Here is a 26,308-nt window from a genome sequence, read left to right as displayed (position 1 = left end):
CGTCCCCAGGCCGCTGCACCGGTCCGGGCTTGATGGTGTTCGCCCCGGTCACGCGAATCGGCCATCTGCTGATCCTGCTGCCCGCCACGCGCTGGGGCGGGACGGAAGCCCATACCGCCGCGCTCGCTGCCCGCCTGGCGGCGCAGCCCGGCCTGCGCGTCACCCTGGCGGCGGAGCCCGCCCTGCTGGCCTCGCTGCACGCCGCCTCCCCCGCCCGGCTCGTCCCCGCAGCCATCGGCTGGCAGCAGGGCGAGGAGCCGGCCCGGAACATGGCGCGCCAGCAGGCCGAGGCGACGCGGCTGATCGAGGGCCTGGCGCCGGACCTGCTGCTGGTGCCGCTGCCCTGGCCCAATGCCGGCCTCGGCCTGCTGCGCGCCGCAGCCCAGGCGAGCCTGCCGCGACTGGTGGTGGCGCATCTCGTGCCGCATGGCGCGCCACCGCCGGAGGTGACGGAGGCGCTGCCGCAGCTTGGCGCCGCGGGTACCACCTGGTGCGCCGTCTCATCCCCCGGGGAACGCCGCGTGGAGGCCTGCTTCGGTCTGCCGCGTGGCCGGGTGGCCGTGATCGACAACCCGGCCCCGCCGCCACCCACGGCCGACCCTGCGCTGCTCCGCGCTGGCCTGCGCGCCAGCCTCGGCCTGCATGCCGATGCGCCGCTGCTGCTGTTCGTCGGGCGGCTGGAGCGCGGCAAGGGTGCGCAGCTGCTGCCTGGCATCGCCGCCGCGGCCGGCATGACCCTGGCCTGCGCCGGGAGCGGCCCGCTGGGCGCGATGCTGGAGCGCCAGGCGGCGGCAAGGCCGGGCGGCTGGTTCCGCATGCTGGGCCAGCTGCCCGACCCGACGCCCTGGTACCTGGCCGCCGATGCGCTGGTGCTGCCCTCCCTGCTGGAGGGCCTGCCGCTGGTGTTCCTCGAGGCCGCGGCGGCCGGCTGCCCGCTCGTGGCGACGGAAGCGGCCATGGAAGGCCTGGGCGACGCCGCACCGGACCTGGCCTGGCTGGTTCCGGACGCCACCGTGCCGTTGTTCGCCGCTGCGGTCCGCGACCTCATGGCCGACCCGGCCGGCCGTGCCGCCATCGCCGCCCGCGCCCGCGCCGAAGCCGCGCGCCGGTCCTGGGACCGTATCCTGCCCGGCTGGCTCGGCCTGCTGCGCGCCGCCGCTTCCAACGCACACCACCCGGAGCCCCCCGCATGGCAACCCGCATGATGGGCCCCACCACGGCCGGATTCCTGATCGGCGCCAGCGAGAGCGCCAGCATGGCCGCCGGCATGCCGACCATCGTCGCCGATGGCGCGCTGCCCGGCCTCGAGGGGCTTCCGCTGCTGGTGCTGCGGCCACGCGCGGGCGTGCTGCGGCGGCAGGGTGCCGCGGACTCGCCCGCCCATCCCTGGCCTGCCGGGCTGCGCCCGCTGGCCATTCTTGCCGCCAGTCCCGGGGCGGCTGAGACCCTCGCGGCCGGCTTGCCGGACGGCGTGCCCCGCCTCGTCGGGCCGGAGGCGATACCCGCCCTGATCGGCTGCCTCGCGGATGCGCTGGCGGACTCCCAGGCCGCGCGGCTGCAATTGCAGGGCCGCCCGGGCAGCCGGCCACCCGCGGCGCGGCGACTTGTCCTGGACCTCGCCCCGGCCATGGAGGCGGTGCCGCCACCGGCACGGGTCACGCAGTACCTTGGTCGGCCGGCGGAGGGACTTTGCTCCATTGACCTTCACGTCGCGGCGGCGCGCGCGAGCGCCGCAAGCCTGCTGCGGGTCCGGCTGGTGGCGGCGGGCCGCATCCTCGGCGCCTGGCTGGTGCCCGGCGACGCCGTCCAGCCCGGCTGGCTGCCGCTGAACCTGCCGGAACCCGCGCCGCATGGCGCCGCCGAGGCCGTGCTGGAGGTGGCGATCGAGGTTGCAACGGACGAGATCCTGCAACTTTCCACCACGTCCGGGGCTGGCCCCGATGCCGCGGCGCCGCTGGCGCTGCGCGCCGAGCTTGCGGAGGCGGGCCACCTGGCGCTGCCGCAATTCTTCGACTGGGCCGCGCGCGACCTGCCGATGCCCGCGCCCGGCATCGCGCTGCCCCTGCCGGAGCAGGTCCTGGCCGCGGCCCATGTGGAGGGAGCCACGCACCGCCTGCTGGCCGCCGGTGGCGAGGCGCCGCGGATCCTGCTCGAGATCGCGCCGGGCGCCACGGCCTGGATGACCCTGCCCGCGGTGCCTCCGGGTGCGGCGGAACTTGCGCTCGGCGAATTCGCCTGCCGGGCGGGCGACCATGCGGCGCTGGAGTTGGTGCTGCTGGCGGGCCAGGAGGTCAGGCCGGCCGAAGGCGACGGTTCCGCGCGACCGCCGCGCCACAGCGACTGGCGCATGCCGGATGCGACCGGTGCGATGCGCGTGGCGCTGCCGCTGCCGGCCGGCCTCTGGGGAGAGGTCTGTCTCGGCGTGGTGGCGCGCAACCGTGGCGCCAGCCCGATCACGCTCGAGATCCTGACCCTGGCGCTGATGGCGGGCGCCGCCGGGGCGCCACGGCGGGTGGCACCCGTGTCGGCCGGGCTGCCGCCGACGCGGACGCCGCGGCTGGCCGTGAAGCCATTCGGCGCGGCAGCGCCCGCCCAGCCAGCGTCCGAGGCCCCCGCGGCGGCCGAGGTGGAGCGCGCCGGCCTGCCGGGTCCTGCGAGCGCCGCCGGGCCTCGACCGCCGACGGTTGCTGCCACGGAGCCGGGCGCCCCCGTCGAGCCCGCCTTGCCGACCGCGACGCCGATGACCGCACCGCCGCCCGCCCCGAGCCTTGCCGCGGAGATGCCGCCCGGCGGGGCGGATTTCCAGGACCTTCGGCTGCACCAGCACACGGTCAGCCAGGACGGCGTCTACCAGCACCTGGAACTCGGCTTGACCGGGCTGATCGCCGCAACGGGTGTCTGGCGCGAGGTTCGGCTGAAGCTGTTCGAGCGGCGCGGCACGGTCGGGCTGGAGTTCCGGCGCATCAAGGGATGGCCGCAGATGTTCGACGCCTGGCCGCAGGGCGGCACCGACCAGTACGGGCCGTACTGGCGGCTCGAAAGCCAGGACACGTTGGATTCGATGGTCAAGCTGGGCAACGCGCATGACCGCGCGCTGGTCGCGGCGCTGCTGGAAGTGCTGCCGGTCCTGGCGCGACGCGGTGCCCGCATCGCCGAGTTGCCGGCGGAGGCGCAGGAGGCCTGGGCGGAGCGGGCCCGCATCCTCGCCGCCGCCGTCGATGCCACGCGCCCCGGGCAGGCCCGCCCCACGGCACGCACGGCCTGAGGCGGGCCGGCAATCCTCAGCCGCCCTCGCCCCGCCTGGCGAGCCAGGCGTCGAGCGGCTGCGCGACCGCCTGCCAGCGCGTGGCGAAATGCCGGTGGATCGCGAGATCCAGCGCATGTGTTTCCGCGATCCGTCCGGCCAGGTCCGGATCGCGGAGCCGGGCGGCGATCTCCGCGCGTTCGGGCGCCGCCGCGTCGTTGGCGCGCAGCCTCCGCGCCGGTGCGCGCGACCGGCCCAGCATCGCCGTCAGCGCCCGGAAGCCTGCCGCGTAGTCTTCCTGCAGGCCGAGGAAGGCGAAATGCCGCTCGATGTGCTCGATTGCGGCGGCGGCGTCCCCGGCATCGACGATGGGCTTCGGCACCAGGTGGCGCGCGGCACGGTTGCGCTGGCCGGGCAGCAGGAGGAACGCCTCGAAATCCGTCACCTTCCGGCGCACCTCCTCGGCCAGCGGATGCATGGCGGAGCGCTGGTACAGGAAATCCGAGACCAGCCGCGCCGCGGGCTCGCGCAGCATGGTGAACAGCCGGGTTCCCGGAATGCCCTGCTCCAGCCGGGCCACGTGGCGGTGCTGCACATGGCCGGAGGCGAAGCGGAAGGGGGCGACCGCATGCGCCGCCAGCGCCTGGTCCACCGCCCGGTCGTAGCGCACCGGCGCCGGGCTGCCGCGGTCCAGGTGGTCGATATGCAGGCTGCGATAGGGCGGCACATCCAGCGCCAGTTCCGCGGCAAGGGAGGATCCGGCGGTCTTCGGCACATGCACGAACAGCCAAAGTGGCGGCGGCGGCATCGCCGCCCTCTCCAGCCAGTCGTCGAAGCGTCCCGCGAAGAAGGCCCGCAACGCGCTCAAGCGCCCAGGCCCTTGGTCAGCAGGGGCTCGACGGCCCGCAGGCGACCCGCGAAGTGGTCGTACAGCGCGCTGTCCAGGGGGTTGAGCGCGCGGATCCGCGCGGCCATCCCGCCCGTCACCTCCGCCGGCTCCGCCAGCCCGACATTCTCCCGCAGCCGCGGCGCCCGCGCCCGCCCGGCGAGCGCCGTGATCAGCCGGAAGCTCGCCTCGTACATCTCCTGGATGCCGACGAAGGCGAATCGCCGCTCGATGAAGTCGATGCAGGCCGCCACGTCCCCGCGCCGCCGCAGGTCCGGCGGCAGCAGGTGCACCGCCGCCTTGTCGCGCTCTCCCGTCAGGGCGAGGTAGGCATCGAGGTCCGGCACGCGCGCCCGGAAGGCCTCGAACCCCGGTTGCCGTGGCGAGCATTGGTGGTGGTAGTCGGACACCACGCGCGCCACCGGGTCGCGCAGCAGCGTGACGAACCGCGCGGCGGGAAGCCGTTCCGCGATGCGAGTCGCGTGCCGCGCCTGGATGTGGCCGGAGGCGAAGCGGATGCCGTCCGGGGCGGCGCGGTCCAGGAAGCGCGCCACCGCATCGTCCAGCCGGTCGTTGAAGCTGCGGCTGGCATCGGTGTAGTCGACATGGATGTTGATGTCGGGCGGCAGCAGCGTGGCCAGTTCGGCGCGCAGCGAGGTGCCGGCGGTCTTCGGCACATGCACGAAGATGCAGGGTGCGTCGCCGAACGCGGCCGCGCGCAGGTAGTCGCCGATCCTGCCGGAATACAGCAACGCCATCGGCGCGGCGGCGGTGGCGCTGGACGGCGTGAACATGGCGTGCGCTGCGGCTCCCGTGCAGCGGCGCCGGGCCACCGCTTGCCCTTCGGCTATCCCATGGCCATCCTGCGCGCGGCAAGATGTGCGCCAGGATGCAATGCCCGAGATGACCGACCACGCCGCCCTGCTCGCACGCTTCGCCGCCATCGCGGCGCGCGCCGGCCATCGCATCGTCGAGATCCGCGCCCGTCCGCACGACGTCACCGCGAAATCGGACGGGTCGCCGCTGACCGAGGCCGACCTGGCGGCGGAGGCGATCATCGCCGAGGCACTGCCCGCCGCCGCGCCTGGCATCGCCGTGGTGTCGGAGGAGGATGCCGCCCGGCCGGCCCCGCCGGAAGGCGCCGCCTTCATCCTGGTCGACCCGCTGGACGGCACCCGTGAATTCCTGGGCCCGTCCGGCGAGTTCACCGTCAACATCGCGCTGATCGAAGCCGGGCGGCCGGTGTGCGGCGTGGTCTACGCCCCCGCGCTCGGCCGCATCTGGCGCGGCGCCCGCGGCATCGGCGCCGCCATGGCAAGCCTGCCGCCCGGTGCCGACCCCGCACAGGCGGCGTGGCGGCAGATCCGCGCGCGGCCGCGCCCGGCGGCCGACTGGACCGCGGTCGCCAGCCGGTCGCACCTCGATGCCGAGACCCAGGCCTTCCTGGCGGGCCTGCCCGTCGGCGAGCATCGCGCCATCGGCTCCTCGCTGAAGTTCTGCCTGCTGGCGGAGGGGGTCGCGGATGTCTACCCGCGCTTCGGTCCCACGATGGAATGGGATACGGCCGCCGGCCAGGCGGTGCTGGAGGCCGCCGGCGGCAGGGTCGAGACCCCGGCCGGCGGGCCGTTCGGCTACGGCAAGTCCTCGCAGGGCTTCCGCAATGGCGCCTTTGTCGCCTGGGGCGGCCCGGCGCCCACCTCGCCACGGTTGCCGCTGCAGCCCGCCGAAGCCCAACACGGTTGACTCGCCTGGCGTAAGCCCTTTTGACGTTGGCGCAGGCGCAGCGTCGCGTCGTGATCGGGAGACCTTCGTCATCGCAGCGGCCAGCAACCTTCCGCGCCTGGGCCTCGACTGTGCCGCGACGCTGCCCTGCGGGCGGCGCCTCGTCCTCGGCTGGGCTGCCACCAGCGAGGAGGCGCCCGGCCTGCTGTCCATCCAGGCCGGAGCGGCGGAATGGCCTGTCGAGCATTCGAGCCTGCATCCGACGGCCGAGCCCGCACCCGCCCAGGGCTTCATCCTGCTGGCGGCCCCCCCGCCCGCCGGTGCGACGGCAACACCGGACCTGATCCTGGCCGCCGGCACCGCGCAGCGCCGCATCATGCTGGGTGGCGCTGGCATCGAGACCGATCCCGGCCGCGGCCTCGCCACCGCCGATCCGCAGGCCGGCTTCGCCCTGCTGCGGGATGCCCCCTCGAGCCCGGCCCTGGCCGGCCTTCTGGAGGACGGCACGCCGCCCTTCGGCAGCTTCGGCGCGTGGATTGCCCGCATCGATCCGGTCCGCGGCAAGTCGGTGGAGAGAAGCGGCGGGCTCGAGGAGGCCGAGACGCTGACCTCCGCCGCCGGCGAGGTGCTGGTGGTGCTGCGCGGCGCCCAGCCCTTCGCGCCCATGGCGCGGGTCGAGGCCGTCGCCATCGGCCTGGTTGCCGATGGCGACGGGGTCCATCGCGCAGTGCCGGTGCCGCTGCTGGACTGGCAATCGACCTGCCTGCCGCAGGCCCTGGTCGGCCACGCTCATCTCGACCCTGCCTGGCTCGACCGCCTGTCTGCGCTGGAACTGGTGCTCGCGGTGCATGTCGGGCCGGATGAGTGCCGCCTGCTGCGCTGCCGGCCGCGCGCCGCCACGGCGCCGGACCTTCTGGACGCGGTCTGCCGTACCACGCCTTTCGCCGAGCCGACCGAGGCGGGTGCCGCGGGCGCGCTGGCGCTGCTGCGCCTGTTGATCGCCCGGCGCGAGGCTCGGCTGGCGCCGGTGCTGGCCAGCCTGGCGGCGCGCAGCCCCGCGCAAGGTGCCGGCGCCGCATCCCGCCTGCCCCGGATGGCGCTGCTGCTCGGCGCCGACGACCCGTTCGCCGCGCGCCTGTTCCAGGTGACGGCGGCCGAGATCGAGTCGCGTTGCGACAGCCTGCTGGTGCTGGGCGATGCGGCGACGGAGGTGGCGGAGGTGTTCCTCCGCCGTGGCCGCATCCCGGTGCAGACCGGCGCCGCGGCAGCGCAGGCGCTGCGCCGGGCGGCCGGGTGCTGCACCGTGCTGCCGGTGCCGGCAGCACGGTTCGCCGAGGCCGTCGCCCGAGGTCGCCCGGCGGAGGCGATGGGAGACGCGTTCGGCGCGCGGGACCTGGCCCTGCTGACGGTGTTGCATGGCGCGGCCGGCTGCGAGGCGGCGCTGGCGGATACCTTGGCGCGGCTGCTGCGGCTGCGACGCCTGCGGCCCGGAGAGCCGCCCTTCCTGCCGGTGCAGCGCGGCTGGACCAGCCCGGCGGCCGCCGACCTCGTCAACCGGCACCTGTCGCGGCTGTGGCAGGCCGCGGTCCCGCCGGAGGAGTCGCGGCATGGCTGAGCCCCGCATCTGCATCGTCGCCCATTCGCACCCGGAATTCTCCAAGGGGGGTGGGGAGCTTGCGGCCTGGCGGCAGTTCGAGGCGATGCGGGCTGCCGGGCGCGACGTCCGCCTCGTCGCGGCCTCGGAGGTCGGCACGCAGTACGCCGGGTTGCGCGGCATCGAGCCCGTCACCGCGCTCGGGGCCGACGAGTACCTGTACATGTTCGATGGCATGGCGGAGGACCGGCTGGCCTGGGACGATCCGTTCAAGCGCCGCGTGCTGGTGGCCTTCCTGGCCGGGCTCGACTGCGATGTCTACCACTTCCACCACTATTGGCGCGTTGGCGTCGACCTGATCGACGAGCTGATGCAGGCGCGGCCCGAAGCCCGCTTCGTCATGACCATGCACGAGATGCTGGCGATCTGCCTGCATCACGGCCAGATGGTGAAGACCCGCGCGCGGGAGCTGTGCCGGCGGGAGACGCCGATGAGCTGCCTCGCCTGCTTTCCGGACCAGACGCTGGAGCGCTTCGCCTACCGCAAGGCCACGCTGCTGACCGTGCTGTCGCGCTTCGACAGCATCGTCCACCCGAGCGAATTCATCCGCGACCGCTACCGCGCCTGGGGCCTGACCGCACCGCGCGACGTGGTGGTGGAAAACTACCTGGGCGATCCGCTGCTGGCCCTGCCGCGCGTGGCGGCGGATGCCGGGGCCATGGCGCACCGCTTCGGCTTCTTCGGCCAGCCCACCTCCTTCAAGGGGCTCGACGTGCTGCTGCGCGCGCTGCCGATGGCGCTGCGGACCTCGCCGGGGATCCTGATGACCATCTTCGGCGCGGAGCGGGAGGATGCGCTGCGCCTGTTCCCGGTGCTGGAGCCGCTGGTCGAGGAATGCGGCGCAAGCCTGACCTTCGCCGGGCGCTACGATCCGGCCGATGCGGTGGCGCTGATGCGCAGCGTGGGCTGGGTCGTGGTGCCCTCGGTGTGGTGGGAGAATTCGCCGGTGGTGATCCAGGAGGCCCGCCGGGCCGGCACGCCGTTGATCGTCTCCGACATCGGCGGCATGGCCGAGAAGGTACTGCCTGGCATCGATGGCCTGCACTTCAAGCGCGCCGCGCCAGTGGATCTGGCGGCGGCGATGGTGGCGGCGACGCAGCCGACGCTGCGCGCCGAACTCGGCGCCAGCCTGCGCGATGTCCTGGGCCGCGCCGAGTTCCTGCGAGAGCTCGACGATGCCTATGCCCCGCACGCACCGCGGCGCGAGGCGATCCTGATGCCGGCCCGGCGCGCGTGAGCCAGCCCGCATCACGGATGCGCGTCGCCATCCTGATGTCGCATGCCAGCCGCAACATGAACGGCGCGATCCGCGACATGATCCTGGCGCGCGCCATGGCCACCCACGGGATGGAGGCGCGGGTCTTCCGCATGCATCCTGGACCTGCGACCGAGCACGAGATGATGCTTGGCGGCGCCGTGCCGGTGACCTTCTGCGCCACCGACAACCCGCAGGACATCCCGCATCGGCAGCTTTCGGCCTCGCTGCTGGCGGAGGTCGTGGCCTTCGCGCCCGATGCGGTGCTGTACAAGGGCCTCGGCTACGCGGTGAACGCCAGCCTGCAGGCGGCGCTGCCCGCCACCACCCGCGTCGTGCTGGTGATCGGCGGTGGCGTGGCCGATCCGATCGTGCCGCAGGCCAGCCTGGTGCTCGGCGAGTACCCCGAGCAGATGCAGAAGCACTTCCCGGATCTGGCGAAGGCGAAGCGCGCCCTGGTGCTGCCGAAGTTCCTGGACATGGCGGTGGCGGGGCCGGGCCGGCCGGTGCCATGGCGCGAGGCCGATTTCGACATCGTCAATGTCGGCAACTTCAACGAGAAGCGAAAGAACCAGGAGGCGCTGCTGCCCTTCACGGATCGCTACCGCGTTGTGTGCATCGGCGCCGGACCGCTGGCCGTGCCGCTGAAGAAGGCCGGAAACCCGCGCCTGTTCCTGCCCGGCCGCCTCAGCCAGCCCCAGGTCTTCGATCATCTGCGCCGGTCGCGCATCATGGTGCATACCTCCACCATGGACGGGCTGCCGCGCGCGACGGTGGAAGCGATGGCGAGCGGCGTGCCTGTCATCGCCTTCCAGGCCACCATCGGAGGGGGCATTCCGCCGACCGCGGGCCTGCTGGTGTCCCCCGCCGGGCTGCCGCATGCCGTGGAGTTGCTGATGGCGGATGACGCCATGCGGCTGCGCATGGGCCGCGCCGCGCGGCGCTATGTGGAACGCGAGCATGGCGCGGCGGCGATCGAGCGTTGTGCCACCCAGGTCATCAAGCTCCTCGCCGAAAGCTGAGGCGGGCGCCGGCCGCGTGCCATCCGGCGAGGGCTGCGCTCAAGCCTGCAGGCCACCGTGCAATGCCGTCCCTGCATTCCGAAAAGGGGAACGCAGGCAACGCGGTGTTCGAGGACGTCGCCCGGCGCCACCCGGACTTGGCGCCGGACAGGGTCGATATCACGCGTTGAGCCTGGAACGAATAAGCTGATATAACAGAAAGATCATTCAGCCCCTGCACGCCGAGGTTCCTGTGGAATACGTGCCTCTGGTTATCCACATCGGCTCCCACAAGGCAGGCTCCAGCAGTATCCAGGCCTTCCTGCGCGAGCAGGCGGAAACGCTGCGTCGTCACGGTGTCCTTTATCCGAGGGCAGGCCGCGGGGACGGGATGGCGCACCACCAGCTCGCCAGCGGATTGCGACAAGGCAAGGCGGCGCAGGACCAGGGCAAGTGGAAGCAGATCCAGGACCTGCGCGCGCGCGCCACGTCCGACCAGCGCCTGATTCTGAGCAGCGAAGGTTTCGAGACTTTGTCGACAGCGGCGGTGGCGCAACTGCAGCAGTTGGTCGGATCAGGCCCCACCACGATCCTGTTCTACGTCCGCGACGTGGGCGAAGCCGTCGTGGCGGCCTACAGCCAGCGCAGCAAGTCGGGCAGCAACACCGACGATTTTGATCGCTTTTTCGAGCACAGCGCACGGATTCTCGCGGTCAGGCGGGTGGAGGTGGTGCGCCGGTGGGTGTCCGTCTTCGGCGCGGACAACGTCCGGGTTCGCACAATCGAGCCAAGCTGCCTGGTCGCCGGCGACCTCACGGAGGATGTGCTGAGCGTCCTAGGCTGCTCGCTGGCAACGCTGGGCGCCACCCCGGCCCCACGTCAGAACGTCTCGCCAGGATGGAAGCTGAACGAGACACTCCGGTGGCTTCACGGCTACATCAGGAAGACGACGCCGGAAGCCGAGCATCGCACGCACTGCAGCCGCTTGAAGCGCGTCGCCCTGGAAGCGTCCGCCGTGCTGGGCCTTGGTGCGGAGCGTGGCGCGTACCTCACGGCCGAGCAGCACCGCGCCTGTGCCGGCCTGACGAGGAGCATGATCGAGGACATCAACGCGATCATGCCCGGCACCAGGCTCGCTGTTCCGGCCGGAACACGCCTGGTCGAACGGCAATTCCTGCCGTCGGTCGAGCATGTGCCGCCCGCGGAGTTGGCGGCGCTGATGGGGCACGTCGCCGTAGCGTTGCTTGCCACGCCGCCTATTCAAGCCCAGGGGCATGTTGCCCAGCCGCGCCGCGCGCGCCAGGCGAACGCTCTGGCCACTGCCTGAAACGATTCAGGGCCTGCCGGATCGGCGCTGCCGTCGGATACAAGCGGCCCCCACCGGCTGGGCACCCTTGACCGTCCGCGGTCGCCGCCCAAGGCTGGCCACGGAGGAAACACCCATGTCCGATGAGACCAGGCCGCCGAGTGCCGTGGCCGCCGCCCTGATGCCCGGCTTCCGCCACCAGCGCATCCGGACCGCAGGCGCCGAGATCCAGGCGGCCATCGGCGGGTCGGGACCGCCGCTGCTGCTGCTGCACGGCAACCCGCTGACCCATGTGAGCTGGCACAAGGTGGCACCCGACCTCGCCCGCCGCTTCACCGTCGTCGCCATCGACCTGCGCGGCTACGGCGACAGCAGCAAGCCGGAAGGTGGCGCCGACCACGCTGGCTACAGCTTCCGCGCCATGGCGCAGGACGGGGTGGAGGTGATGGCCGCCCTCGGCTTTGCCCGCTTCGCCGTGGCGGGGCACGACCGCGGCGCGCGCGTCGCCTTCCGCATGGCGCTGGACCATCCCGGCTGCGTCGAGCGCCTCGCCTCGCTCGACATCGTGCCGACCTGGCACCTGCTGTCCAACATCACGCTGGGCTGGGGGCTGGAGAGCTATCACTGGTTCTTCATGGCGCAGAAGGCGCCATTCCCCGAGAAGCTGCTCTGCGCCGACCTCGACTACTACATCAACTACAAGCTGAACAAGAAAGGCGTCGGGCTCTCGATCTTCTCACCCGAGGCCTTCTCCGAATATGTCCGCTGCACGACGCCGGACCAGGTTCACGCCGTGTGCGAGGATTACCGCGCCACCGTGACGCTGGACTACGAGATGGACCGCAAGGATTTCGGGAAGCGCCGGATCGAATGCCCGGTGCTGGTGCTGTGGGGCAGCAACAGCCATGTCGGGCGGCACCTGGCGGTGATGGAGGCCTGGACCCCCTGGGCGCCGGACCTGCGCGGCTGGGCGATCCCGACCGGACATTACCCGGCGGAACAGCGCCCCGACCTCGTGCTCGGCGCCTTCCTGCCCTTCTTCGCCGGCGAGGAGCCGGTAGCCGGTTAACCGGCGCGTTCCCGGGCGCGGCCCTGCGCCAAATCCCAAGGGAGCTGGAAGAAGATTTCGTCCCAGCCCCAGAACTGCCGGAGCGAGGTACGCAGCGCGTTGGGCGGCAGCGCCGGCCGCCTGCCATCGCGTGGCGTCACCGCCACCACCGGCGCCAGCAGGTCGCGCCAGAAATCGGCCGAGAGCCAGGCATCCACCACGCTGGCATGCCGCCCCGGCGCCAGGTCGCCGCGATGCGGCGCGACCCGCATCGGCGGCGTGCCGAGGAAGATCCCCTCCTTGCCGAAGAACCGCGCCTCCGCGACGACGGAGGAGGAGACGCCGACGACGCGGCGGATCGCGTCCTGCGCCAGCAGGACGTAGGCGTTCTCCCGCGTCTCGTGGATGCGCGACAGCCGCAGGCCGACCTGGTGCAGGCCGAAGCCATCCGGGTTGTAGGGGTGCGGCTTGAACAGCACCGGGCCGGCGTCGCCGATCGCCGCATGCAGCGGCGCCGCGAAATCCGACAGGTCCAGCAGCCGGCCCTGCGCGATCAGCGCGCGGTCCACCTGGGTCTGGCCGACCAGCAGGCAGGGCTCCTCCACCGGCACGCGCGGCGGCATCTTCACCGCGGTCGCGGCCAGCAGGTCGGCCCAGGGCTCGAAGACATGGTCCTCGGCGTGGTGCGGGACCAGGCGGGCGAGGATTTCCGGATGCTCGGTCGCGATGGCGAACAGCACGTCCGGGCCGAAGCGATAGGGGTGGATGTTCACGTCGATCCAGGGCACGCCGACCAGCGTCAGCAGGCGCTTCTGCACTTCCGTCAGCTCGAAGCCCACCACCGCGGCCGCGTCGGCGAAGGGCGCCGCCAGCAGCGCCGCCGCGTCGCGCGGCAGGTCCAGGGCGTCGAACAGCGTGACCCAGCCCGAGACATCCGGCGTGGCGCCGGCCGCCGCGTAGAACCCGTGGGTATCGAAGCCCACCACGTCGGATCCCGGCGGCGCGATGCCCGGCTCGTCCCAGACCAGCGCCTGCACCGGCAGGCCGGAGGCCGCGGCCAGGGCGCGGCGGACCAGCCGATGGAACCACAGGATGTTGCCGTTCTGGGATGCCTTGAACAGCTTGTCCTGCGGCCGCAGCAGGTCCCCGGTGACCAGGATGCGACGACGCGCCATGCTCAGGCCGCGCGCTCGATCCGCACCCAGCCGAGGCCCAGGCCCAACTCCCGCGTGTCGCGACGCGGCCCGTTGGCGGCATCGGCGAAGCGCGCGCCGGTCAGCAGCAGGGCCACGCGCGAGCCTGGCGGCAGTTCGGGCAGCATCGCCAGCGCACGGCAGGTGTGCACGGCGCCCTCCTGCGACAGCACCTCAAGCTCCAGCTTCAGCCCATCCAGGAACAGGTCGTGCTGCGCCGGGTCCAGCGCCACGCCGAAGGGGGCGCGCAGCGCCAGCGTCACCACCACCGGCCCGCCGCCCAGCCCCGGCAACTGCATCGTGGCGAAACGCGCCGGGCCGGACCAGCGCAGGGACCCGGCCTCCGTGGATTCGGCCGGGTACCAGCCAAAGCCGATGAAATCCTCGGAGGCCACGTCCACGGCGTAGGGACCGGACTCGGGCGTCTCGGCCGGGCCGGCCGCTGCATCGCGCCGCGCAGCCGGGATGAAGGGCAGCGGGTCGATCCGCAGCCGCTCGGCGCGCGACAACGCATCGGCCTGCCGAAGCTGCGCCATGCCCTCGACCTGCGCCGAGAGCCGCGCGACCTCCTCGACCAGGTATTCGCCGAACAGCCGCGTCTCGGCGTCGAGCCGGGCCAGGAAGGGCTCCGCCACCGCCCGCATACGGGCCGCCTCGGCGGCATGCAGGCCGGCTTCCAGCAGGACGGCGGCGCGACGATCCGGCGACAGGTCGAGCAGCGGATGATGACCCAGGGTCTGATCGTGCGGCAGGGCGATGGTCCTCCGGCGGGCGCGGCCAATCTACCCGAGCGCAAGCGCCCCTACAATTCCGCGACATCCGCGACGCCGGGCAGCACCTTCATCGCCTGCATCAGCCGGGGGGAGACGTTGAAGCGGCCAGGCAGCGCAACCTCCACCTCCTGCCCCGGCCCGGTGATGGACACCACCCGCACCTCGCCACGTCCCTTCCCCTCCCGCGCCAGCAGGTTGCGGATGTGCTCGACGGCGGCGGTCTGGTCGAGCCACAGGCGGATGCCCTGCCCCATGCCCTGCGCCACCTTCTCCAGCGGCTCCAGCTCCTGCGCCGTCAGCCGCACCGTGTCGCCATCCAGGCGCACTTCGGTGGTCACCAGCAGTGCGGTGCCTTCCACCAGCATGCCGTCGGCGCGCGCCAGGCTTTCGCTGAAGAAGGTCACCTCGAAGCTGCCCTCGGCGTCGGAGAAGCGCACCCAGGCCATCTTGTTGCCGGACTTGGTGCGGCCGGACTTCACCGCCACCACGGTGCCCGCCAGCTTCATGCGGCCCGACCCACCGCGCGCCCGTTCCTCGATGCGGGAGGACGGCACGGCGCCGAGCTTGCCGAGCACGCGCCGGTAGGTGTCCAGCGGATGCGCGGAGAGGTGGAAGCCGACCGCCTCCGCCTCGAAGGACAGCTTCTCCAGCCCCGGCCAGTCCTGCGCCTCCGCCAGGCGCAGCGGCGGCGGCGCGGTCTCGGCACCGAACATGTCGCGCGTCGGGTTGCTGCGGCGCTCCGCGGCTTCCTGCGCGGCGCGCAGCACCGCTTCCGCGCCCTGCACCATGCGGGCGCGGTTGGACTCCAGCGCGTCGAAGGCGCCGGCCTTGGCCAGGTTCTCCAACTGCATCTTGTTCAGCAGCTTCGGATCGACGCGCCCGGCGAAATCCGACAGCGAGGCGAAGGGCGCCCCGCGCGCCGCCACCAGCTCCTTCATCGCCGCAAGGCCGACGCGCTTCACCGCCGCCAGCGCGAAGCGGATGGCCGGTGTGCCATCCTCCTTCGCCTCGATGCTGAACTCCGCGTCGCTGCGGTTGATGTCCGGCGGCAGCACGGCGATGCCGAGCCGCGACGCCTCCTGCATGTGCCCCGCCAGCTTGTCGGTGTTGCCGAGATCCAGCGACATCGATGCCGCGAGGAACGCCACCGGATGGTTCGCCTTCAGCCAGGCGGTCTGGTAGCTGACCAGCGCGTAGGCCGCGGCGTGCGACTTGTTGAAGCCGTATTCGGCGAACTTCTCCATCAGGTCGAAGATTTCGCCCGCCTTCGCCTCCGGCACGCCGTTGGCCACGGCGCCATCGACGAAGATCTTGCGCTGCGCCTCCATCTCGGAGCGGATCTTCTTGCCCATGGCGCGCCGCAGCAGGTCCGCGGTGCCGAGCGAGTAGCCCGCCAGCTCCTGCGCGATCTGCATGACCTGTTCCTGGTAGACCAGGATGCCGTAGGTCTCGCCGACGATCGCGGCCATCTTCGGATGCGGCGCCTCCCACGTCTCGCCGTGCTTGCGCTGGCAATAGGCGGGGATGTTCGCCATCGGGCCTGGCCGGTACAGCGACACCGCGGCGATCAGATCCTCGAAGCGGTCCGGGCGCATCATGCGCAGGCATTCGCGCATGCCCTGGCCTTCGAACTGGAACACCCCGGCGGCATCGCCCTTCGCCAGCATGGCATAGGTCTTCGCATCGTCCAGCGGCAGGGTTTCGAGGTCGATGGTGATGCCCTGCCGCGCCAGCAACTGCACGGCGCGTTGCAGCACCGTCAGCGTCTTCAGCCCGAGGAAGTCGAACTTCACCAGGCTGGCCTGCTCGACATACTTCATCGAGTACTGCGTGATCAGCGTCTCGCTGCGCGGGTCGCGGTACAGCGGCACGATATCCACCAGCGGCCGCTGCCCGATGACGACACCGGCGGCGTGGGTAGAGGCGTTGCGGTACAGCCCCTCCAGTTCCTGCGCCACTTCCAGCAGGCGGTGCACCTGTTCGTCGTTGCGCTGCATGTCCTGCAGCTTCGGCTCGCCGGCGATCGCCTGGCCCAGCGTCACGGGCTTGGCCGGGTTGAACGGGATCAGGCTGGCGATGCGGTCCACCTGGCCGTAGGGCAGGCCCATGACGCGGCCGACGTCGCGCACCGCCGCCTTGGCCTGCAGCTTGCCGAAGGTGATGATCTGCGCGACGCGATCCGCGCCGTATTCGCGGCGGACATAGTCGATCACCTCGTCCCGCCGGTCCTGGCAGAAGTCGATGTCGAAGTCCGGCATCGAAACGCGCTCGGGGTTCAGGAAGCGCTCGAACAGCAGGCCCCAGCGCATCGGGTCGAGGTCGGTGATCAGCAGCGCCCAGGCGGCGACGGACCCGGCGCCCGAACCACGGCCTGGCCCGACCGGGATGCCCTGCGCCTTGGCCCATTGGATGAAGTCGGCGACGATCAGGAAGTAGCCGGAGAAGCCCATCTTCTCGATGACGGAGAGCTCGTAGCCGAGCCGCTCGCGGTAGGGCGCCCGCGCCGGCTCATCCAGCCCGAGCACGTCCAGCCGCCCCTCCAGACCCTGCTTCGCCATGGCGAAGACCGTCTCCGCCTCCGTCATGCCCGGCGAGACCTTGGGGCAGATCGGCAGTTCCGGCTTCCTCGATTCCGCCATCACGGCGCAGCGCCGCGCGATCGCCAGCGTGTTGTCGCAGGCCTCCGGCAGGTCGGCGAACAGCCCCCGCATGGCCTCGGCGGATTTGAAGAAGTGCTCGGCGGTGACGCGGCGGCGGTCGGTCTCGGCGATGACGCGGCTTTCGGCGATGCACAGCAGCGCGTCGTGGGCTGCGTGCATCCCGGCCTCGGCGAAGTACACGTCGTTGGTCGCGACGATGGGCAGGCCCGCTTCATCGGCCAGGGCCAGCAGCCCGGCCTCGATCATCTTCTCGCCCAGCAGCCCGTGGCGCTGCAATTCCACCACCAGGTCATCCGGCCCGAAGATGTCCTGCAACTGACGCAGCAGCTTCGCCGCCGCATCCCGCCGCCCTTCCGACAGCAGGCGGCCCAGCGGGCCGGTGGTGCCGCCGGTCAGCAGGATGATGCCGGACCGGTGCCGGTCCAGCGTATCCAGCGACAGGCAGGGCAGGCCGGAGATGTCGCTGCCGAGAAACCCCGCCGAGGACAGCCTTTGCAGATTGTCCAGCCCCTGCGCATCGCGCGCCAGCGCCACGATCGGGTCCGGCCGGAACCGCGCCGGGTCACCGCCGCGCCCGGATTCGTCCGTGACCGCGCGGCCGAGGAACAGCTGGCAGCCGAGGATGGGCTGGACCCCCTTCCCCGTGCAGGCCTGGGAGAATTCCAGCGCGCCGAACAGATTGCCCGAATCGGTCAGCGCCACCGCCGGCATGCCCGCCGCCCGCGCCAGCGCCGGCAGTTTTTCCGCCTTGATGGCGCCCTCGCTGAGGGAATAGGCCGAATGGGCATGAAGGTGGATGAAGGACAAGTCGGCGCTCCCGGATCGGCGACCAGTCTAGCCGCCCGGCGGCGCCGCCACCACCGGATCGCGAGCCGCAGCGCCGGGCGCCTGCCTCGGTGCGACCCGGGTGTCCGGCGGATGACCGTGGCCCGGCCGGCTTCGGGCATCCGCGTTTCGTGCGTCCTCCAGCCTGCCTTCAGGCCGCAACCGCCACCGAGGGCTGCGCCAGCGGCAGCAGCGCGTCGGGCCCGATCGGCGTGCCGGATACGGTGCCCTCCAGCACCGTCGCCATCTCCGCCGCGCTGCCGGTCCAGGCATCGTGCGGCAGCAGGTGGAAGCGGTAGCGCGGGTCGGTCAGCGGCAGCAGGTCGATGTCGGCGCGCCGGCGGGGATGGTACAGGCCAAGGATCGGCAGGTGGATGGTCTCCGCCTCGGACAGCCAGCAGGCCAGCCAGGAGAAGGTGCTGACCGATACCACCAGGTGCCGCGCCGCGCGCAGCGCCGCGAAATCCTCCATCGCGCCGCGGCTCGGCACGAAGGTCGCGGCCGGGAATTGCGCCCGCAGCGCCTGGGAATAGGCATCCTCGCCAAGCTGGCCGAGAAAGACAGGCGCAAGGCCGGTTTCCGCCACCAGGCGGCGATAGAGCGCGATGGGCACCGGCCGGTAGTCCTTGTGCACCCCGCCGAGAATCTCCGCGCCCCGCACGCTGATCACCAGGCTGCCTTCCGGGAAGCGCTGCGGCTGCGTCGCCGGCGACCGGAACACCTGACGCACCGCCTCGACCTCGCCGAGGTATTCCATGCGCATGCCGAGCGCCGTGGTCTCGATCCCCTGCACCAGGCCGCTGCGCACCAGGTAGGCCAGCCGTTCCAACTCCACCCGGTTGCCGGCGATCTTCACATGGCGGGCGGGCAGCGGCAGGCGCGGCGGGCGGATGCCCCATTGCGGCAGGCTCTTGCCCGTCAGCTGCATCTCCGGGATGCGGCGCAGGATGGCGCGCGCCAGCAGATGCTCGAACATGCAGTTGCCGAGCCCGCCTGCCAGTTGCTGGCTCAGGATGGGGGTCACGCTGCCGGCTTCCCCTGGCCTGCCCCGGGGAAGGACCGTATCATCCAATTGCATCCGCCGAGGCCCGCCTGATGAAACTGCATAGCTACCTCACCCCCGACGGTAAATTCGACTACGAGAAGTACAGGGCGGTGCAGGAGGCCGGCAACCGCCGCAAGCTACACGCCCATTGGGTGCACCGGGAGACAATCGGCTTCCTGTCCAACTGGCTGCGCGAACACATCGACCCGCTGCGCTTCGGCCTGTGCCATGGCACCCGCCGCGGCTACGAACAGGTATGGATGCGCGAACAGCTGGGCATCGAGGTGATCGGCACCGAGATCAGCCCGACCGCCAAGGACTTCCCCCACACCATCCAATGGGACTTCCACGACACCAAGCCGGAATGGCTGGAATCCGTGGATTTCATCTACAGCAACTCCTACGACCACAGCTACGATCCGGAAAAGTGCTTCACCGCCTGGGCTTCGTGCCTGCGGGTCGGCGGCGTGATGCTGCTGGAGCATACCGACCAGAACGCCCCCAAGGCGGTGACGGAACTGGACCCCTTCGGCGCCGAGCGGGAGGAACTGGTGGCGCTGCTCAACCGGATCGGCGGCGCGCAGTTCGGGGTGCGGGAGGTGATCGGCACCTTCCCCTTCACCCCGGCCGCGCATCTGAAGGACCTGCACTTCATCATCGTCGAGAAGCGCCAGCGGATGGACTCGCGTTGAGCGACGCGGAGCATCGCCTTCTGCGCCGCAGCTTCGACCTGGCGCGGCAGGCCCGCGAGGCCGGCCAGCATCCCTTCGCCGCGTTGCTGGTGGACCCGGATGGCACGGTGCTGCTGGACCAGGCGAATGCCTTCCACCCGCATGGCGACGGCACCGGCCATGCGGAACGCCTGATCGCCACCCGCGCCTGCGTCGAGCTGTCGCCCGAGGTCCGCGCCGCCGCGACGCTGGTCAGCAGCGCGGAGCCCTGCGCCATGTGCGCCGGCGCCATCTACTGGGCCGGCATCGGCCGCGTCGTCTACGGCCTGTCCGAGCGCCGCCTGAAAGCGCTGATCGGCCCTCATCCGGAGAACCTCACCCTGGACCTGCCGTGCCGGGAGGTCTTCGCCGCCGGCCAGCGGAGGATCGAGGTGGTCGGCCCGCTGCTGGAGGACGAGGCCGAGGTGCCGCATCGCGGCTACTGGTAGCCGGCCCTCAGGCCGCCACCACCCGCCCATCCCGCAGCGTCACCACCCGGTCCATCCGCCGCGCCAGATCCGGGTTGTGCGTCGCGATCAGCGCCGCCATCCCCTGCCCGCGCACCGCCTCCATCAATTCCGCGAAGACGCGGTCGGCGGTCGCGACATCAAGGTTGCCGGTCGGCTCATCCGCCAGCAGCACGCGCGGCTTGTTGGCCAGGGCGCGGGCGATGGCAACGCGCTGCTGCTCGCCGCCCGAGAGCTTGCCCGGCCGGTGCTGCTCCCGCCCCTGCAGCCCGAAATCGGCCAGCAGGGACCGCGCCCGCGCCTCGGCGTCCGTCTTCGCGACGCCGGCGGCCATCTGCGGCAGGGCGATGTTCTCGATGGCGGAGAATTCCGGCAGCAGGTGGTGGAACTGGTAGACGAAGCCGATGCCGCCGCGGCGGATCGCGGTGCGCGCATCGTCGCCCAGCGTGCCCACGGGCTTTCCGGCGAAGAAGACCTCCCCGCCATCCGGCCGCTCCAGCAGCCCCGCCAGGTGCAGCAGCGTGGATTTTCCGGTGCCGGAGGGGGCGACCAGCGCCACGATCTCGCCGGCCACCAGGGTCAGGTCGGCGCCGGTCAGCACGGCCAGCTCACCCGCCTCGGTGCGGAATTTCCGGACCACGGCGCGCAGTTCGAGGGGGGCCGGCTCACTCATTGCGCAGCGCCACCACCGGGTCGGTCTTGGCCGCGCGCCAGCTGGGATAGATCGTCGCCAGCAGCGACAGGCCGAGGCCCATGCCGACCACCTGCATCACCTCCCTGGGGTCGACCACTGCCGGCAGCCGCGTCAGGAAATAGACCTCCGCGTTGAACAGCTCGGTGCCCGACAGGGCCTGGATCGCCTGGCGGATGGCTTCGATGTTCAGGCAGAACACCAGCCCTACGGTGAAGCCGATCAGCGTGCCGAGCACGCCGACGCTGGCGCCGCACAGCAGGAAGATGCGCAGGATGGACCCGCTGGTGGCGCCCACCGTGCGCAGCACCGCGATGTCGCGCCCCTTGTCCTTCACCAGCATGATCAGCGAGCTGACGATGTTGAACGCCGCCACCACGATGATCAGCGTCAGGATCAGGAACATCACGTTGCGTTCCACCTGCACCGCGGCGAAGAAGCTGGAATTGGCGTCCTGCCAATCGACGATCCGCACCGGCGTGTCGCCCAACTCCGCCCGGATCGCCCGCGTCACCGCTCGGACGCCGGTGGGATCCTGCACGAAGACCTCGATCTGGCTCGCCGCGTCGCCGGTCTGGAAGAACACCTGCGCCGCCGGCATCGGCAGGAAGACGAAGCTGCTGTCGTATTCCTGCATGCCCACTTCGAACAGCGCCACGACGCTGTAGGCGCGCACGCGCGGCACCGTGCCGAACACCGTGGTGCGGCCCTGTGGCGAGACCAGCGTCAGCTTGTCCCCCACCGTGATCCGCAGGCGCTGCGCCAGGCGCGTGCCGATGATGATGGCGTCCTCGCCCTCGAAGCGATCCAGCGACCCCGCCATGATGCTCTGCGCGACGAGCCCCCGCGCCCGCAGATCCTCAGGCTTGATGCCGCGCGCAAGCCCGCCCGAGGCGCCGCCCTGCTCGCTGGTCAGCAGCACCTGCCCTTCGACGATGGGCGTGGCGGAGACCACGCCCGGCAGCGCGCGGATGCGCCCGGCGATCGCATCATAGTCGCTCAGCGGCCGCTCGATCCCGTGCACGCCCAGATGCCCGTTGAGGCCAAGGATGCGGCCCAGCAGCTCGATCCGGAAGCCGTTCATCACCGACATCACGATGATCAGCGTGGCGACACCCAGGGCGATACCGACCAGGGAGAAGATCGCGATGACCGAGACGAAACGCTCCCCCTTGCGGGCGCGCAGGTAGCGGAAGGCGATGGCGCGTTCGAAGGCGTTGAACATGCGGTCAGCCGAGAATCTTCGCGAGGGCATCCTCGGGCGAGACTTCCTGCTTCTCCCCCGTGGCGCGCCGCTTGAGTTCGACCACGCCAGCGGCCGCGCCGCGCGGGCCCACCACCACCTGCCAGGGATGGCCCATCAAATCCGCATCGGCGAATTTCGGGCCGGCGCGTTCGGTGCGGTCGTCGTACAGCGCCTCCGGGATCGCGGCGTACATGCGCTCGGACAGCGCGTCGCAGGCCGCGTCGCCCTGCTTCAGGTTGATCACCACCGCCTTGAACGGCGCCACCGCATCCGGCCACTTGATGCCGGCCTCGTCGTGGTTCGCCTCGATGGTGGCGCCGACCAGGCGGGACACGCCGATGCCGTAGCTGCCCATCTCCGGCACCACCGGCTTGCCATCGGCGCCCTGCACCGAAAGGCCCATCGTCGCGGAATACTTGGTGCCGAAGTAGAAGATGTGGCCGACCTCGATGCCGCGCGCCGAGACGCGCTTCGCTTCCGGCACCTGTTCCCAGGCGGCCGGGTCGTGCATTTCCTCGGTGGCGGCGTAGTGGCTGGTCCAGGCATCGACCGCCGCGGTCAGGTCGGCGCCGTAGTTCGGCGCCGCCGCCAGGGCGTCGAGGTCGAGCAAGTCCTGGCTGACGAAGACCTGGGACTCGCCGGTCTCCGCCAGGATGATGAATTCGTGGCTGAGGTTGCCGCCGATCGGGCCGGTATCGGCGCGCATCGGCACCGCCTTCAGGCCCATTCGGGCGAAGGTGCGCAGATAGGCCAGGAACATCTGGCGGTAGCTGTGCTGCGCGCCTTCCTTCGTCAGGTCGAAGGAATAGGCATCCTTCATCAGGAATTCGCGCCCGCGCATCACGCCGAAGCGCGGCCGCACCTCGTCCCGGAACTTCCACTGAATGTGGTAGAGATTGCGGGGAAGATCGCGGTAGCTCTTGGCGTAGCCGCGAAAGATGTCGGTAACCATTTCCTCGTTGGTCGGGCCGAACAGCATGTCCCGCTCATGCCGGTCCTTCAGGCGCAGCATTTCCGGCCCGTAGGCGTCGTAGCGGCCGGACTGGCGCCAGAGGTCGGCCGACTGGATGGTCGGCATCAGGATTTCCTGCGCGCCGGCGCGGTCCTGCTCCTCCCGCACCACCTGCTCGATCTTCTGCAGCACCCGCCAGCCGAGCGGCAGCCACGCATAGATGCCGGCCGAGGTCTGTCGCACCAGGCCGGCGCGCAGCATGAGCCGGTGCGAGGCGATGGTCGCCTCGGCCGGGGTTTCCTTCAGGGTGGGCAGGAACGCACGGGAGAGGCGCAAGACGCGGCTCCTAAAAGGACGGTGGGGCAGCGCAACCTAGTGCCCGCCCCGCTGCGGCGCCAGCCATGCCGGCAGCCGAAGGCGTCCCCGCCCCCGTGTGGGTGCTGCACCGCAGCAACAAAAATACGTGGCCCCTGTCATTCAGGCAAGGAAAGAGCGAAAAGGCGCTCCGGACCTTAAGAAACTGCTTGCAACAAGTTCGGACTGGGTCCAAAAAAGACGGGCCGCACCCGCTAGGGTGCAGCCCGAGTTTAGGGAGGAAACGCCAGTCACACGGCAGAAGGAGGATCAACCTCCCTCTGGAACCTAGATTGGCCCCAGCACCAAGGCGGCACAACAATAAACGCCGCCACCGGAAGCCAAAAAACAGGCTTCCAAAACTGAGTTGCCAGTTAAAGAGGCGGCACCCGCGGGGAGGCGGGTTTGCCGCCTTAATTTTGTGCAGGGCGCCCCGGCAGTACCGCGGAACTGCCCGGGCCGGTATAGGCCCACCAGCCCTCACGGAAGCTGACCCAGCCGCTTTCGACCACGGCGAAGACCCCAAGCCACAGAATCGCGGCCAGCACCGTCGTCCCCACCACCTTGCGCAGGATCAGCGGGCGTTCCGGCGCACCGCGCCAGCCGCCATCCTCCACCGCGGCGTCCACCGGACGCGTGCCGATGGGCAGCACGATGAACAGCGCCGTCCACCAGATCAGAAGGTAGACGAAGATCCCCGCGAGCAGGCTCATCGTCTCAAACCCGCATCAGGTGCACCTCGATGGAGGGCCGCTTGCGCATGCGCCGCCCCACCGCCTTGCGCACCGCGGTCCGCGCCGCTTCCCGCAGCAGCCCGTCCTCGCGCTTCAGATTGCCCGGCATCTCCGTCACCGCCCGCGCCAGGTCGGCGGCGATCTGGCCGGATTCCTCGCCGGTCTCCTCGAACAGGCCGGGTGCCGAGATCTGCGGCCGGCCGAGTACCTTGCCCGAGCCGTCCACCACGAAGGATGCCACGATGACGCCGTTCAGCAGCATCTTCTTGCGCGCCGCCAGCACGTCGCCATCCAGCCGCAGCAGTCGGTCGCCATCGATGGCCAGCCGCCCGACCGGCACGCTCTCCACCACATCTACCTTGCCGGGCGCCAGGCGCAGCACGTCGCCATCCTCGATGACATGGGCGATGGCGCCCAGGCTCTCGGCCAGGTTGGCGTGCTCGTTCATGTGGCGCCATTCGCCATGCACCGGCACCGCGTATTTCGGCCGCACCAGCTGGTACAGCCGCTTCAGCTCGTCCCGCGCCGGGTGGCCGGAGACGTGGACCATGTGGTCCTCCGCCGTCATCACCCGCACGCCGGCGCGCGACAATTCGTCCTGCACCCGCAGGATCGCGCGCTCGTTGCCCGGGATCATGCGGGAGGAATAGATCACGATGTCACCCTCCCCCATCGAGATGTGCGGGTGGGTGTCGGCCGCGATCTTGGTCAGCGCGCTGCGCGGCTCGCCCTGGCTGCCGGTGCAGATGACCAGGAGGCGGTCATCGGAGACGTCGTTCGCCTCGTCCTCGGTCAGGAAGGGCGGCAGGCTTTTCAGGTAGCCGCATTCCCGCGCCGAGGCATCGGCGTTGCGCAAGGACCGCCCGAACAGCGCCACCTCCCGCCCCGCGGCGCGGGCCGCCAGGGTGATGGATTCGATGCGCGCCAGGTTGGTGGAGAAGCAGGAGACGGCGATGCGGCCCTTGAGCCCCTTGATCAGCGCCGCCAGGTTGCGCCGCACCTCGGCCTCGCTGCCGGAATGGCCCTCGACCATCGCATTGGTGCTGTCGCAGACCATGGCCAGCACGCCTTCGTCGCCCAGGCGCCCGAAGGCGGCCTCATCCGTCGGCGGGCCGATCAGCGGGTTCGGGTCCAGCTTCCAGTCGCCGGTGTGCAGGATGGTGCCGTGCCTGGTGCGGATTGCCAGCGCCTGCGGCTCCACGATGGAGTGCGCGACCCGCAGGAACTCCAGGTCGAAGGCGCCAAGCTTCCAGCGGCCGCCGAGCGGGATGGTGATGATCTCCGCCTGCTGCAGCAGCCCCGCCTCGCCGAGCTTGCGGCGCAGGACGGAGGCGGTGAACGGCCCGGCATAGATCGGGCAGCGCAGCTTCGGCCACAGGTGGGCGACGGCGCCGACATGGTCCTCATGCGCGTGGGTGATCACCAGCCCCACCAGCTTGTCGCGCCGTTCCGCCAGCCAGGCCGGGTCCGGCACCATGACGTCGACTTCCGGATGCTCCGAGCCCCCGAAGCCAAGGCCGCAATCCACCGCCAGGAGCGCGCCATCGCAGCGGTAGACGTTGAAGTTGAGTCCAATTTCCCCCGTCCCGCCGAGCGGGATGAAGGCGAGGTCACCAGTCATTCTTGTTGTTCCATTCTTGTGTAGCGTGTTCGATCTCGTGGCGCTTCGCGTCGTCTCGCCTGCTGCGCCGCCCCGTCGCCATCATGGGCGCCAGGGGTCGCGTCAGGGGTCGTCGCGTCGCGCGGTACGGGTGAAGATGGGGGCGGGATTGCGGCTCGCCAACAGGCGCAGCCCGTCCAAAGTCGTATCCTGGTCGGTCGTTTCGATCACGGTGGTGCCTTCGGCGAACAGGGGCGCAAGGCCACCCGTCGCGATCACCTTCAGATTGCCGACCGGATGTTCCTCCTGCTCCGCCCGGATCCGGGCGACGATGCCCTCGATCAGCCCGACATAGCCCCAATAGATGCCGGATTGCATCGCCGCCACCGTATTCCGCCCGACAACCGCCTGCGGCCTGCCGATGCCGATCCGCGGCAGCCGCGCCGCGGCCCGGTGCAGCGCCTCGATCGACAGGTTGATGCCCGGCGCGATGACGCCGCCGAGATAGGCGCCATCGATGCCGACCACGTCGAAGGTGGTCGCGGTGCCGAAATCGATGACGATCAGCGGCCCGCCATAGCGCTGATGCGCCGCCAGTGCGTTCAGCAGGCGGTCCGCGCCCACCTCATGCGGTGCGTCGACGCGGATATCAAAGCCCCAGTCGAGGTTGGCGCGCGCGATCAGCGGCTCGCAGTCGAACCATTCGCGCGACAGGCGGCGCAGATTGTACAGCGCGGCGGGCACCACCGTGCCGATGACGCAGCGATCGATCTCGGCTGGCTTCAGGCGCGAATGCTGCAACAGCGTGAGCAGCCACACCGCGTACTCGTCGGAGGTGCGTTCCGCATCGGTGCGGATGCGCCAGCGCCCGCGCCACTCGCGTCCGTCATGCACGGCGAAGACGACGTTGGTATTGCCCGCATCCACCGCCAGCAGCATCTG

Annotated in this window: 22 protein-coding genes; 10 read left to right on the top strand and 12 right to left on the bottom strand. The window is 71.1% G+C overall.

Translation table 11 applies throughout. The features are described 5' to 3' along the window. The first annotated feature begins 32 nt into the window (after positions 1-32). The gene (locus ACFHPP_RS06070; RefSeq protein ID WP_437162363.1) at positions 33-1,205 is read left to right on the top strand and encodes a glycosyltransferase family 4 protein; all 1,173 of its coding nucleotides are present in this window, start codon (positions 33-35) and stop codon (positions 1,203-1,205) included. Beyond that, positions 1,190-3,265: a DUF6212 domain-containing protein gene (locus tag ACFHPP_RS06065; protein ID WP_437162362.1), complete on the top strand. Its 2,076-nt coding sequence runs from the start codon at positions 1,190-1,192 to the stop codon at positions 3,263-3,265. The genes ACFHPP_RS06070 and ACFHPP_RS06065 overlap by 16 nt, the downstream gene beginning before the upstream one ends. Positions 3,266-3,281: 16 nt before the next feature. Here ACFHPP_RS06065 and ACFHPP_RS06060 read toward each other — a convergent pair whose 3' ends face one another. Together ACFHPP_RS06060 and ACFHPP_RS06055 are read right to left on the bottom strand one after the other, a co-directional pair. Further along, positions 3,282-4,112 carry a hypothetical protein gene (locus ACFHPP_RS06060; RefSeq protein WP_437162361.1) on the bottom strand — a complete coding sequence of 277 codons (831 nt, stop codon included), beginning with the start codon at positions 4,110-4,112 and terminating at the stop codon, positions 3,282-3,284. Continuing rightward, on the bottom strand, positions 4,109-4,924 hold the full coding sequence (locus ACFHPP_RS06055; RefSeq protein ID WP_437162360.1) for a hypothetical protein: 816 nt from the start codon (positions 4,922-4,924) through the stop codon (positions 4,109-4,111). The genes ACFHPP_RS06060 and ACFHPP_RS06055 overlap by 4 nt, the downstream gene beginning before the upstream one ends. A gap of 109 nt (positions 4,925-5,033) precedes the next feature. Here ACFHPP_RS06055 and cysQ point away from each other — a divergent pair, with 109 nt between their 5' ends. The 6 genes from cysQ (at position 5,034) to ACFHPP_RS06025 (ending at position 12,137) form a co-directional block, all read left to right on the top strand. Then, the gene (gene cysQ, locus ACFHPP_RS06050) at positions 5,034-5,873 is read left to right on the top strand and encodes a 3'(2'),5'-bisphosphate nucleotidase CysQ (RefSeq protein ID WP_437162359.1); all 840 of its coding nucleotides are present in this window, start codon (positions 5,034-5,036) and stop codon (positions 5,871-5,873) included. After that, positions 5,791-7,467: a hypothetical protein gene (locus tag ACFHPP_RS06045; protein ID WP_437162358.1), complete on the top strand. Its 1,677-nt coding sequence runs from the start codon at positions 5,791-5,793 to the stop codon at positions 7,465-7,467. The genes cysQ and ACFHPP_RS06045 overlap by 83 nt, the downstream gene beginning before the upstream one ends. Beyond that, a complete protein-coding gene (locus ACFHPP_RS06040) occupies positions 7,460-8,743 on the top strand; it encodes a glycosyltransferase (protein WP_437162357.1) in 1,284 nt (427 codons plus the stop codon). Before ACFHPP_RS06045 ends, ACFHPP_RS06040 begins: the two co-directional genes overlap by 8 nt. Before the next feature lie 17 nt (positions 8,744-8,760). Then, positions 8,761-9,783, top strand: coding sequence for a glycosyltransferase family 4 protein (locus tag ACFHPP_RS06035; protein ID WP_437162356.1), 1,023 nt, complete (start codon positions 8,761-8,763; stop codon positions 9,781-9,783). Between the two features lie 241 nt (positions 9,784-10,024). Then, positions 10,025-11,089 carry a hypothetical protein gene (locus tag ACFHPP_RS06030; RefSeq protein WP_437162355.1) on the top strand — a complete coding sequence of 355 codons (1,065 nt, stop codon included), beginning with the start codon at positions 10,025-10,027 and terminating at the stop codon, positions 11,087-11,089. Between the two features lie 115 nt (positions 11,090-11,204). Beyond that, positions 11,205-12,137 (top strand): alpha/beta fold hydrolase, encoded by a 933-nt coding sequence (locus ACFHPP_RS06025; protein WP_437162354.1) that lies wholly within the window; start codon positions 11,205-11,207, stop codon positions 12,135-12,137. Here the strand turns inward: ACFHPP_RS06025 and ACFHPP_RS06020 are convergent. The 4 genes from ACFHPP_RS06020 to ACFHPP_RS06005 form a co-directional block, all read right to left on the bottom strand. Next, positions 12,134-13,291, bottom strand: coding sequence for a hypothetical protein (locus tag ACFHPP_RS06020; protein WP_437162353.1), 1,158 nt, complete (start codon positions 13,289-13,291; stop codon positions 12,134-12,136). The genes ACFHPP_RS06025 and ACFHPP_RS06020 overlap by 4 nt on opposite strands. Positions 13,292-13,293: 2 nt before the next feature. Next, the gene (locus ACFHPP_RS06015) at positions 13,294-13,953 is read right to left on the bottom strand and encodes a hypothetical protein (protein ID WP_437162352.1); all 660 of its coding nucleotides are present in this window, start codon (positions 13,951-13,953) and stop codon (positions 13,294-13,296) included. Between the two features lie 158 nt (positions 13,954-14,111). Beyond that, entirely contained in the window at positions 14,112-17,549 is a 3,438-nt protein-coding gene (gene dnaE / locus ACFHPP_RS06010) for a DNA polymerase III subunit alpha (RefSeq protein WP_437162351.1), read from the bottom strand. A 169-nt stretch (positions 17,550-17,718) separates the two neighbouring features. Then, on the bottom strand, positions 17,719-18,591 hold the full coding sequence (locus ACFHPP_RS06005) for a hypothetical protein (RefSeq protein WP_437162350.1): 873 nt from the start codon (positions 18,589-18,591) through the stop codon (positions 17,719-17,721). Between the two features lie 71 nt (positions 18,592-18,662). Here ACFHPP_RS06005 and ACFHPP_RS06000 point away from each other — a divergent pair, with 71 nt between their 5' ends. Both ACFHPP_RS06000 and ACFHPP_RS05995 read left to right on the top strand, forming a co-directional pair. Then, positions 18,663-19,304 (top strand): hypothetical protein, encoded by a 642-nt coding sequence (locus ACFHPP_RS06000; RefSeq protein WP_437162349.1) that lies wholly within the window; start codon positions 18,663-18,665, stop codon positions 19,302-19,304. Beyond that, positions 19,301-19,771, top strand: coding sequence for a nucleoside deaminase (locus ACFHPP_RS05995; RefSeq protein WP_437162348.1), 471 nt, complete (start codon positions 19,301-19,303; stop codon positions 19,769-19,771). The genes ACFHPP_RS06000 and ACFHPP_RS05995 overlap by 4 nt, the downstream gene beginning before the upstream one ends. 7 nt (positions 19,772-19,778) lie before the next feature. Here ACFHPP_RS05995 and ACFHPP_RS05990 read toward each other — a convergent pair whose 3' ends face one another. The 6 genes from ACFHPP_RS05990 to ACFHPP_RS05965 all read right to left on the bottom strand — a co-directional run bounded on the left by ACFHPP_RS05990 (position 19,779) and on the right by ACFHPP_RS05965 (position 26,305). Beyond that, entirely contained in the window at positions 19,779-20,462 is a 684-nt protein-coding gene (locus ACFHPP_RS05990; RefSeq protein ID WP_437162347.1) for an ABC transporter ATP-binding protein, read from the bottom strand. Next, positions 20,455-21,705, bottom strand: a complete 1,251-nt coding sequence (locus tag ACFHPP_RS05985) for a lipoprotein-releasing ABC transporter permease subunit (RefSeq protein WP_437162346.1) — start codon at positions 21,703-21,705, stop codon at positions 20,455-20,457. The genes ACFHPP_RS05990 and ACFHPP_RS05985 overlap by 8 nt, the downstream gene beginning before the upstream one ends. 4 nt (positions 21,706-21,709) lie before the next feature. Further along, the gene (proS, locus tag ACFHPP_RS05980) at positions 21,710-23,014 is read right to left on the bottom strand and encodes a proline--tRNA ligase (RefSeq protein ID WP_437162345.1); all 1,305 of its coding nucleotides are present in this window, start codon (positions 23,012-23,014) and stop codon (positions 21,710-21,712) included. A 431-nt stretch (positions 23,015-23,445) separates the two neighbouring features. Further along, positions 23,446-23,745 carry a DUF1467 family protein gene (locus ACFHPP_RS05975; protein ID WP_437162344.1) on the bottom strand — a complete coding sequence of 100 codons (300 nt, stop codon included), beginning with the start codon at positions 23,743-23,745 and terminating at the stop codon, positions 23,446-23,448. 4 nt (positions 23,746-23,749) lie between these two features. Then, positions 23,750-25,387, bottom strand: coding sequence for a ribonuclease J (locus ACFHPP_RS05970; protein WP_437162343.1), 1,638 nt, complete (start codon positions 25,385-25,387; stop codon positions 23,750-23,752). Between the two features lie 102 nt (positions 25,388-25,489). Continuing rightward, complete coding sequence (locus ACFHPP_RS05965; RefSeq protein ID WP_437162342.1) at positions 25,490-26,305, bottom strand: type III pantothenate kinase; 816 nt, start codon at positions 26,303-26,305, stop codon at positions 25,490-25,492. Between the last annotated feature and the right edge of the window lie 3 nt (positions 26,306-26,308).

Origin of the sequence: Falsiroseomonas sp. E2-1-a20 (genome assembly GCF_051433195.1) — a bacterium.
Lineage (GTDB): Bacteria > Pseudomonadota > Alphaproteobacteria > Acetobacterales > Acetobacteraceae > Falsiroseomonas.
This window is presented reverse-complemented; position numbering and strand designations above follow the sequence as displayed.

Coding starts and splice junctions, on each gene's coding strand:
- ACFHPP_RS06070 (WP_437162363.1), top strand. CDS start 33: ATGGTGTTCGCCCCGGTCACGCGAATCGGCCATCTGCTGATCCTGCTG.
- ACFHPP_RS06065 (WP_437162362.1), top strand. CDS start 1,190: ATGGCAACCCGCATGATGGGCCCCACCACGGCCGGATTCCTGATCGGC.
- ACFHPP_RS06055 (WP_437162360.1), bottom strand. CDS start 4,924: ATGTTCACGCCGTCCAGCGCCACCGCCGCCGCGCCGATGGCGTTGCTG.
- cysQ (WP_437162359.1), top strand. CDS start 5,034: ATGACCGACCACGCCGCCCTGCTCGCACGCTTCGCCGCCATCGCGGCG.
- ACFHPP_RS06045 (WP_437162358.1), top strand. CDS start 5,791: ATGGCGCCTTTGTCGCCTGGGGCGGCCCGGCGCCCACCTCGCCACGGT.
- ACFHPP_RS06040 (WP_437162357.1), top strand. CDS start 7,460: ATGGCTGAGCCCCGCATCTGCATCGTCGCCCATTCGCACCCGGAATTC.
- ACFHPP_RS06035 (WP_437162356.1), top strand. CDS start 8,761: ATGCGCGTCGCCATCCTGATGTCGCATGCCAGCCGCAACATGAACGGC.
- ACFHPP_RS06025 (WP_437162354.1), top strand. CDS start 11,205: ATGTCCGATGAGACCAGGCCGCCGAGTGCCGTGGCCGCCGCCCTGATG.
- ACFHPP_RS06020 (WP_437162353.1), bottom strand. CDS start 13,291: ATGGCGCGTCGTCGCATCCTGGTCACCGGGGACCTGCTGCGGCCGCAG.
- ACFHPP_RS06015 (WP_437162352.1), bottom strand. CDS start 13,953: ATGCGGGCGGTGGCGGAGCCCTTCCTGGCCCGGCTCGACGCCGAGACG.
- ACFHPP_RS06000 (WP_437162349.1), top strand. CDS start 18,663: ATGAAACTGCATAGCTACCTCACCCCCGACGGTAAATTCGACTACGAG.
- ACFHPP_RS05990 (WP_437162347.1), bottom strand. CDS start 20,462: ATGAGTGAGCCGGCCCCCCTCGAACTGCGCGCCGTGGTCCGGAAATTC.
- ACFHPP_RS05985 (WP_437162346.1), bottom strand. CDS start 21,705: ATGTTCAACGCCTTCGAACGCGCCATCGCCTTCCGCTACCTGCGCGCC.
- ACFHPP_RS05975 (WP_437162344.1), bottom strand. CDS start 23,745: ATGAGCCTGCTCGCGGGGATCTTCGTCTACCTTCTGATCTGGTGGACG.
- ACFHPP_RS05970 (WP_437162343.1), bottom strand. CDS start 25,387: ATGACTGGTGACCTCGCCTTCATCCCGCTCGGCGGGACGGGGGAAATT.
- ACFHPP_RS05965 (WP_437162342.1), bottom strand. CDS start 26,305: ATGCTGCTGGCGGTGGATGCGGGCAATACCAACGTCGTCTTCGCCGTG.